The sequence below is a fragment of the Actinomycetota bacterium genome (genome assembly GCA_035759705.1).
Taxonomy (GTDB): domain Bacteria; phylum Actinomycetota; class CADDZG01; order JAHWKV01; family JAHWKV01; genus JAJCYE01.
This window is the reverse complement of sequence record DASTUJ010000048.1, coordinates 1-8482: the sequence shown is the minus strand read 5'-3', so window position 1 is coordinate 8482 and position 8482 is coordinate 1. Positions and strand designations below refer to the sequence as shown.

Genomic DNA, 8482 nt, shown 5'->3' with positions numbered 1-8482 from the left:
GGAGCGCTTGAGCGCCCAGGAGTGCTTTTCTCCGGCCGGCGCTTCGGTCTGGCCATGTGAGATCGAGCTTAAGAGAGGAGGTGACAACAGATGAACGATTCCGACTGCCCCTGCGGCTGCACCTGCGGAAGCGATGGAGGCCCCTGCACCTGCGAGGGATGCTGCAAGAGCTAAGCGGTTAGTCGTACGGCGGCGGGCCCCACCCGATCGGGCCGCCGGTACGGCTGCTTTAGACCTCTTTCGGCCCTTTCGGCATCGCCACACCGGGGTGGACGCCCGGCGCCAGGCCCTGCTCCCCGGCCACCCGGCCCAGAAGGCGGATCAACTCCGCCACCTCAGGCTTTGACAACCCCTTCGTCAACTCCTTTTCGTGGGCGGCGGAGACCTCCATGACTACCTCGAGCGTCTGCCTCCCCTTGTCGGTCAGGTAAAGCGCCCTCATCCGCCGGTCGGCCGGGTTGGGGCGGCGTTCCAGCATGCCGAGGTCCTCCAGCTCGTCCACGAACGCCACCATCCGGCTGGGGGGCAGCCGCATCTGCTTTCCGAGAGCGAGCTGCGAACGACCCTCCTCCGCCCCGACCAGCCTGAGCAGCACGACGTGCCGGGGATCCAGTCCCAGCTCCGCCATCCGCCCCCGCCACAGCTGCGAAGAGTGCATCCCGACCTGCGACATGAGAAACGCCGGACCCGGGACGATGCGGCGGTCGGGCTTGGAAGAGTTCTTCATCCCTACATCATGCCACTACCAGAATGATTCTCTGTCGGAACCATTGTTTGCTGCAACCACTCGGGGGCGGTACCCGGCCTCACCCAGGCCTTTGGAGCCGGCTAGGACGCGACCGGCCAATCGTCCTAGCGATCTCCTAGGACCTCTTCCGATACTTGGACCATGAAAAAGACTGTGGAATCCGAGAAAACGCCGGTGGTCCCTCCCCTGCTTCTCAGGCAGGTCGACCTGGGGGACGCCGCAGGCTCCTCGCTGAAGCTGCTGTTCTGCAGCTACGACTCCGTGGTCTGGAACGAGGGCCGATGCGGCGTCCGGTTGTTCGAGCTGGTGGACGTCGCCGAAGGCAGCACCTGCGCTCCGGTCGGGGCGGCGCTAACGGTCGACGTTGACCAACAGACGGTGGAGCTGCACCGGTTCTCGGTCAATCGGGCCTTTCCGGGCCGGTTGGTCACCGGCCGGCTGATCACCGGAATTGCCGATCGTCTTCGGGCGGCCGGCGCGAAGAGCCTGCTGGTGGCAACCCCTTCGGAGATCGAGGAGATCGGGGAGCTGTGGGCGGCAGGTTTTCGCAAGGCGGTCGCCGGGGGCGACTGGCTTGAACTTTCACTTTGAGCTGAACAAGGGGGACGAGGTGAGCTGGATTCAGTTTGTGATGGCACTGCCGGTGGCTCTGCTGGGGGTGCTTTTGTTTCACGACTTCATGGCGGGACTCGGGGAGGAGCGGCTGTGGGGTGAGCCCTTTGCCGACAACGAGCCCCTGGTCCCGCGGCAGGACTCAACGGTAGTGATCGTTCCGTTGGAAGCGCCGCCGCTCGTGCCCGAGCTCAAAAAGGCGGGCTGACAGCACGCAACTCGGACCTCCAAGCCGGGGGCGCAAACCGCTACAATTTCCGGGTGCGCGCGCTCGTTCGGCTGAAGGTGAACCGAGTACGTCCTGAACCCCGTGAGCGGCGCGCGGAGCACTTCCGATGATCCAGATCGGCGTCCTCGGGCCCTTCGAGGTTCTCCTCGACGGCAAATCGGTCGACCTGGGCCCCCGCAAACAGCGAGCGGTGCTGGCCGCCCTCACGATCGAGGCCAACCGTGTGGTTTCCCTCGACAGGCTGATCGACGAGCTGTGGGGAGAGGAGCCGCCGGCCCAGGCCATCGGCACCCTTCAGGCCTACGTATCGAACCTCCGCCGGGTCCTCGAGCCCAACCGCACACCCCGCGAGCCTCCCAAAGTCCTGGTCACCCAGAGCCCGGGTTATGTTCTCAGGGTCCCCGACGGCACCCTCGACTCCACCCGCTTCGAAGCCCTGGCCGCCGAAGGCCGCAGCCTCCTTGCGGACGACCCGGCGGCCGCTCGGCTTCTTCTCGACGAGGCCCTGGCCCTCTGGAGGGGGTCCGCGCTGGCGGACTTCGCATTCGAATCCTTCGCCCAGGCCGAAGCCGCCCGGCTGGACGAGCTCCGCCTGGTCGCCCAGGAAGACCGGTTCCAGGCCGAACTCGACCTTGGGGCCCACGACGCCGCCGTGCCGCAGCTGGAGGCCGCGGTTTCGGCCAACCCTCTCAGAGAGCGCCTGACCGGCATGCTGATGCTGGCCCTCTACCGAGCCGGCCGGCAGGCCGACGCCCTCGGCGCCTACCAGACGGCGCGCAACACGCTGGTCGAGGAGCTGGGGATCGACCCCGGCCCCTCCCTCCGCCGGCTGGAGTCCGACATCCTGGCACAGACACCATCAATCGACTGGCGTCCTCCCGCCGGAGGGACCGTGGCGGCGCCGGCCGAGCCTGCGGCGACCGCGCCGGCGACGAAGGAGCCGGAGAAGCCCTCCGGCGGTCCGGCGGCGCCGGAAGCCGAGATGCCCATGGTCGGACGGCGAAAGGAGCTGGGGCGCCTCGTGGCCGGTCTGGATCGAGCGGCCTCCGGTCGGGGCGGCGCCGTCCTCGTCCAGGGCGAGCCCGGTATCGGCAAGACGAGACTGGTCCAGGAGTTGCTCGCCAGAGCCGCCGAGCGGGGGATCCCGTGGGCCTGGGGGGGCAGCATCGAAGGAGGCGGGACGCCCGCCTACTGGCCGTGGGTGGAGGTAATCCGCTCCCTGATCCGCCGGCCGGATCCGGCGCCGGTGGCTCCGGGGGCCGGGATGTCCGAGCTTGCCCAGGTTATTCCCGAGATCCAGACCCTCACCGGTCCGCTGGAGACCCCGGCCGCCCTCGACCCGGAGACCGCCCGGCTGAGACTGTTCGACGCGATGGCCGGCATCCTCGCCGCCGCCTCCGCCGGGCAGCCGCTGGTCGTGGTGCTCGACGACCTCCAGTGGGCCGACGCGGTGTCGTTTCAGCTGCTCTCCTACCTGGCCCCCAAGCTGCGGGAGTCCCGCCTTTTGATCCTGGGCACCTACCGCCCGGCCGAGATCGGCCCAGGCCACCCGCTGAGGGACTGTCTGGCCACGCTCTCCCGCCACCAGGTGGCGGACCGGATCGAGCTCGAGGGCCTCGGTGAGCTGGAGGTGGCGGACCTCATTGAGGCTACAACCGGAGCGGTCGTCCCGGGCCGGACGGTGGCCGCCGTGAGAACCCGCACCGAGGGCAACCCCTTCTTCGTCACCGAGCTGGCCCGGCTGCTGGCCTCCGAGCACGACCTGGGGGCCTCAGGCGGGCTGGGACGGGCGGTTCCCGCCGGCGTGCGCGACGTGGTCCGCCGGCGTCTGCGCCGCCTCCCCGAGGAGACCATGGCGGTGTTGTCCCTGGCTGCCGTCGAAGGTAGAGACTTCGAGCTGAGGGTCCTGGAGGCGGCAGCCGAGCTGGACTCGGAGAGGACCCTGGAGCTCGTGGAGGCGGCCCTTATGAGCGGTCTGGTCCTCGAGAACCCCGACGTGGTCGGGCGGTTCCGGTTCAGCCACGACCTGGTCCGGGAGACGATCTTGGAGGAGTTGACTGCTTCCCGGCGTGCCCGGCTGCACGCCCGGGTGGGCGAGGCCATCGACGCCACCTACGGCGAGGACGCCGCCCACGCCCTCGAGCTGGCCAACCACTTCTTCCAGGCGGCGCCGGCCGTCGGCGCCGAGCGGGCGATCCCGCTGGCGCTCCTCGCTGCCGACGTCGCCTACTCCCGGCTTGCGTACGAGCAGGCAGAGGAGCAGCTTCACCGTGCGCTGGAGCTGTTGGGAAACGTGCGGGCCGGCGAGGAACGGGACCGCCGGGAGCTGCAGGTGCAGCTGCGCATCAACTCGGTAGCGATGATGACCAGGGGTTACGCCGCCCCGGCGGCGGGAAAGGCGCTCGAGCGGGCCAAGGAACTTTGCCTTGCCCTGGGTGAGAGCAGGGACCTGGTTCCGGTCCTCTGGGGCCTGTTCGCCTTCCACTTCGTCAGCGCCCGGTATGAGATGGGGCACGAGATCGCCCTGCAGCTTCTCGAGATCGCCACCCGGTCCGGCGACCCGGCAGAACTGGTCGCCGCTTACCACGCGATGGGCTCGTCCTCCCTTCACCGGGGCCATTTCCTTGCGGCCAAGGAGCACCTGGAGAAGGGACTTGCGATCAAGGAAGGTCTGGACGACCCCTGGCTGGTGGCGTGGCTGCCGCAAAACCCTTTCGTTGCCTGTGCGTGCTTCCTGGCCTTCGGGCTTTGGGAGCTGGGGGAGGCCGACGCCGGCATGCAACTGGCAATCGAAGCGCTGGAGGCCGCCCGGAAGGCCGGCCACGACCCGAGCATCGCCCACTCACTGGACATCGTGGCGTGGGTCGCCGCCCTGGACCGCGACGTCGAGATGACGCTGTCCTGGGGGGAGGAGGCGGTCGCTTTCTCCGTCGAGAAGCGCTTCCCCCTCTACGTGGCGTTGAACTCGATCCTCAGGGGCTGGGCCCGCGCGATGAAGGGTGAGGCCGCAAGCGGGGTGGAGGAGATAGCCGGGGGCATCCGGGGGATGAAGGCAACCGGCGCCTGGATGCTGCAGACGTTCTTCCTGACCCTGCTGGCGGAGGCGAAGCTGCTGGCCGGCGCACCCCCGGACGAGGCGCTGGAGCTGTACGACGAAGCCCTGCTGCTGGTTACGAAGAACAGCGAGGGCTTCTGCGAGAGCGAGGTGCTCCGGCTGCGCGGCGACCTGTTGCTGGAGCACTACCCCGAACGCCGGGCGGAGGCCGAGCAGAACCTGAGGTCCGCCCTGGAGTCTGCTGTGCGCCGGAGCGGCGTGATCATGGAGAAGCGGGCCCGGGAGAGCCTCGACCGAGCCGGCCTGGGGCACGAGGCAGACCCGGTCCACTGACCGGAGGACGGGCGCCTAGCCCGTCTGGGGAACGTGCTTGGTCGAGCTTGCGTCGGGGCTGGTGAAGATGCTCGTGCCGGAGGTCCACACCGGCTCCCGGCCGCCCTCGAACCACCTGTCGGCAGTGTCGGCCAGGCAGCCTTTGTGCCCCCACCGCCGTTCAGATCGGCCCTGGGTGGTCGACAGGACCCAGCCCTGGCCCTCCTCCGGCTTGGCGCTGCAGATGTCGCATCCCCCGGCGTTGGCCCGGACCTCCTCGAGGATCTGTTTGGCCCGGGCCGTCTCGCCTTTCTCGACGGCCTCCACGATCTCCGCCTCCCGGCCCTGGATCTTGGCCTCCCGCCAGTCGCGAGAGTCGACGTGAATTGCATCCTCCCGGCCCTCGGCACCCCGTGCTGCGGCCTCCCGGAGCTCCTTGGTCAACTCGGGGGCGTCGGGAGACAGCCGGTTGAGGGCCGACCGCTGCTTGGCGCGGCGCTCCAACTCGGCCGCGCTCGGACCCTTGCGGCGCTTCTTGGTTTGTTTACCCACGGCTTCAGCCTAGCCGAGAGCCGGCTTCAGGCGGTCCAGCCGAGCAGGCTCTCGCCCAGCGACAGCACCACGAACCAGACGGCGACCGCGACGAGCGGCACGAGAATGACCAGGGCCCGGTGGCGGTTGCGGTAACCCCAGATCGCCAGACCGATCCAGATGAGAAGCAGGAGTCCCACCCCCCAGACCGGCGCCATCAGACCGGTCACCAGGTAGAAATATCCGACCACCAGATGCAGCAGAGTTGCCAGAATGAGAATTACGGTTTGCCCTGCCGACATCTTCGCCCCGGCCATCTTTACGTGGCTCCCCCATCGCGTCTCACTAATTTCAGGGGCGTAACGATAGCCCCGAACGAGCTGCACGACCGGTATTCATCTAGGACAAATTTGCCGCGAAGCTTTCCGCCTCCCGCTCCTTCAGCCTGACCGCGTTCCACATGCGCTCCAGGTTCTGGGCCAGCGTCTTCTCGCTCTGCGGAACCGGGTGGGAGTCGAAGAACTCCTGGACCTCGGCGGCCCACTCCCGCTCGGTTATCCCGGCTATAGACGACACCATCCGCACGATGCTCCCGGCCGGGAACCGCTCGAGCAGCTGGTCCCAGCTGTCCCGAATGAACTCCCACACGATCCGGCCGGTCTCCCGGTTCCCCATCGCCCTGGCGAGCGTGAAGGGGGCATCCTGAGTCCTCACGTCGGTCGCGACCAGACCGAGCAGCCGCTTCGCCAGCTCGGGTTCGGGGAAACGCCCGAGGGCGTGGAGGTAGCGGACCGAAAGCTGGGGGCTCGGGGACGCCTTGTGCCGTTCCCAGAACAGGTCGAAGTCCCCGGCGTCGCCGTTGTCGGCGATCACGCCGATCGAGGCGGCCGCCAGCGCAGGGTCGACCGACGAGGGGTCGGCGACAAACGCAGCGTGGAGTTTGCGGGCCAGGCCAATCGCGTCGGGGTCGGCGCCCACCGATCCCAGCGTCTCCAACAGCACACCCCTCAGCTGCGCGCTCCGTTCGCTCTCGCCGGCGGCCGGCTCCCAGCCCAAGCGGTCCAGCGCCGGCCGCACGATCTCCCCGACCGCTGACCGGTAGGCCTCCCGCGCGGCGCCGTCGACCAGCCGGTCCAGGGTGCCCAGCGCTCCCGTGACCCGCTGCCACACCGACAGGTCGGTTTCGGAGGAGGAGAGCTTGCGCAGCAGGTCCAGGTACTCGGTGGCGGGAATCCGGCCGCCGACCATCGCGGCGAAGTGGTCGTCGACCACGCCGTAACGCTCCCCGGCGCCCATCGCCGCAACACCCGGCCCGATCAGGCCCTCCAGCATCTCCGGCGAGTACTGGACCCGGTAGAACCCGGTGGCGCCGGCGTTGACCACCAGCCAGTCGGGCTTGAACATCAGGTCGAACTCGTTCTCGGCGGAGTCCAGCATCACCTTGGCGCTGCCCTTGAAGTCACCCTGGCCGTAGCGGATGAGAATGGGGACCACCCACTTCTGGCGGTCGACACCCTCCTGGTAGGAGAACCGCCGCTGGCGAAGCCTCAGCTTGGGGGTGAATTCGTCGCCGACCACCTCGGCGGACACCAGTGGGTAGCCTCCCCGGAAGATCCAGCCGTCCATGGTGCGCCGAACGGGTGCCGCCGTGGAGTACTCCAGCGCATCCCACAGGTCGGTGGTGTCGGTGTTCCCGTAGGCGTTGTTCTTCAGGTACTCCCGAACTCCGTCCCGGAAGGCGTCCTCGCCGAGGTACTGCTCGAGCATCCGGAGGACTGCGGCGCCCTTCTCGTAGGTGAGGATGTCGAACATGCCGTCGGCGTCCTTGGGCGAGACGACCTCGAACTCGATCGGCCGGGTGCTCTCCAGCGAGTCGACCTCGAAGGCGGCAGTCCGGGAGATCCCGAAGTCCACCCAGCGGTCCCAGGCCGGCCGGAAGGCGTCGGTGCACTTCATCTCCATGAAGGTGGCGAACGCTTCGTTCAGCCACAGCCCGTTCCACCAGCGCATGGTCACGAGGTCGCCGAACCACATGTGGGCGATCTCGTGATGGACCACGTCGGCCACCCGCTGCAGCTCCTGCTGCGTGGCGCCCTGCGGGTCGACCAGCAGGGCAGTCTCCCGGAACGTGATGCAGCCGAGGTTCTCCATCGCCCCGGCGGCGAAGTCGGGGATGGCGACCAGGTCCAGCTTCCCCGCCGGGTAGCCGATTGCGTAGTAGTCGGCGAAATACTTGAGGGCGAAGGCCCCGGTCTCCAGCGCAAAGTCGGTGAGGTTGTCCCTGCCGGGCGGGTAGGCGACCCTGAGAGGCGTGCCGGCGGCGTCGACCGGATCGGTGATGCCCAGGGGCCCGACGACGAAGGCCACCAGGTAGGTGGACATCTTCATCGTCTCGGCGTAGACCACCCGGCGGCGGCCGTCACCGGCCGGCTCGTTGGATAGCTCGGCGCCGTTGCTGAGCGCCAGGACCCCGTCGGGGACCACCAGCGTCACCGCGAACGTCGCCTTGAGGTCCGGCTCGTCCCAGCAGGGGAACGCCAGGCGGGCGTCGGTCGACTCGAACTGCGTGGTTGCGATGACCCGGTCGTTCCCCTCCGGGTCGGTGAAGCTCGAGCGGTAGAAACCCTCGAGCTTGTCGTTCAGGACCCCGCGGAACCGGCTGCGCAGAGTCCAGGCGCCGGTGCCGGCCGTCCCGCTGAGCTGCAGCCGGCACCGCTCGGTCTCGGTTTCGAATGAAGCCGACGCGTCCAGGCGGGCGCCGTCCCGCTCCAGCCACGCCTCGTCGATCTCGAGCTCTTTGGCGTTGAGGACGATCTGGTCGACCGGCTCCTTCACGTCCACCTGGATCGACACTTCGCCCGAGAAGGTTGCGGTTGCGAGATCCGGCTCGAGGGTGAGCTCGTAGCGGGAGGGGACGACGTTGCGGGGGAGACGATAGCGGTCGGTTTCCATGCTCCGAGACTATCTCGCCCCGCCTGACTTGGCAGCCGCTAGG

The 8482-nt window shown here is 68.5% G+C and carries 7 protein-coding genes; 3 read left to right on the top strand and 4 right to left on the bottom strand.

The window, feature by feature from the left end:
* Positions 1-229: 229 nt before the first annotated feature.
* On the bottom strand, positions 230-727 hold the full coding sequence (locus VFV09_03110) for a MarR family winged helix-turn-helix transcriptional regulator (GenBank protein ID HEU4866696.1): 498 nt from the start codon (positions 725-727) through the stop codon (positions 230-232).
* A gap of 162 nt (positions 728-889) precedes the next feature.
* Here VFV09_03110 and VFV09_03105 point away from each other — a divergent pair, with 162 nt between their 5' ends.
* From VFV09_03105 to VFV09_03095, 3 genes are all read left to right on the top strand, one after another.
* Positions 890-1339 (top strand): hypothetical protein, encoded by a 450-nt coding sequence (locus VFV09_03105; protein HEU4866695.1) that lies wholly within the window; start codon positions 890-892, stop codon positions 1337-1339.
* A gap of 19 nt (positions 1340-1358) precedes the next feature.
* Complete coding sequence (locus VFV09_03100; GenBank protein HEU4866694.1) at positions 1359-1568, top strand: hypothetical protein; 210 nt, start codon at positions 1359-1361, stop codon at positions 1566-1568.
* A 127-nt stretch (positions 1569-1695) separates the two neighbouring features.
* Entirely contained in the window at positions 1696-4977 is a 3282-nt protein-coding gene (locus VFV09_03095) for a BTAD domain-containing putative transcriptional regulator (protein ID HEU4866693.1), read from the top strand.
* Positions 4978-4992: 15 nt separating this feature from the next.
* Here VFV09_03095 and VFV09_03090 read toward each other — a convergent pair whose 3' ends face one another.
* The 3 genes from VFV09_03090 to VFV09_03080 form a co-directional block, all read right to left on the bottom strand.
* Positions 4993-5508, bottom strand: a complete 516-nt coding sequence (locus VFV09_03090; GenBank protein ID HEU4866692.1) for a hypothetical protein — start codon at positions 5506-5508, stop codon at positions 4993-4995.
* A 26-nt stretch (positions 5509-5534) separates the two neighbouring features.
* Positions 5535-5804 carry a hypothetical protein gene (locus VFV09_03085; protein HEU4866691.1) on the bottom strand — a complete coding sequence of 90 codons (270 nt, stop codon included), beginning with the start codon at positions 5802-5804 and terminating at the stop codon, positions 5535-5537.
* 82 nt (positions 5805-5886) lie between these two features.
* Positions 5887-8439 carry a M1 family metallopeptidase gene (locus VFV09_03080; protein HEU4866690.1) on the bottom strand — a complete coding sequence of 851 codons (2553 nt, stop codon included), beginning with the start codon at positions 8437-8439 and terminating at the stop codon, positions 5887-5889.
* Positions 8440-8482 lie beyond the last annotated feature (43 nt).

Bases quoted from the DNA above. Each gene is read 5' to 3' on its own strand.
- VFV09_03110 (HEU4866696.1), bottom strand. From the start codon at position 727: ATGAAGAACTCTTCCAAGCCCGACCGCCGCATCGTCCCGGGTCCGGCG.
- VFV09_03105 (HEU4866695.1), top strand. From the start codon at position 890: ATGAAAAAGACTGTGGAATCCGAGAAAACGCCGGTGGTCCCTCCCCTG.
- VFV09_03095 (HEU4866693.1), top strand. From the start codon at position 1,696: ATGATCCAGATCGGCGTCCTCGGGCCCTTCGAGGTTCTCCTCGACGGC.
- VFV09_03085 (HEU4866691.1), bottom strand. From the start codon at position 5,804: ATGGCCGGGGCGAAGATGTCGGCAGGGCAAACCGTAATTCTCATTCTG.
- VFV09_03080 (HEU4866690.1), bottom strand. From the start codon at position 8,439: ATGGAAACCGACCGCTATCGTCTCCCCCGCAACGTCGTCCCCTCCCGC.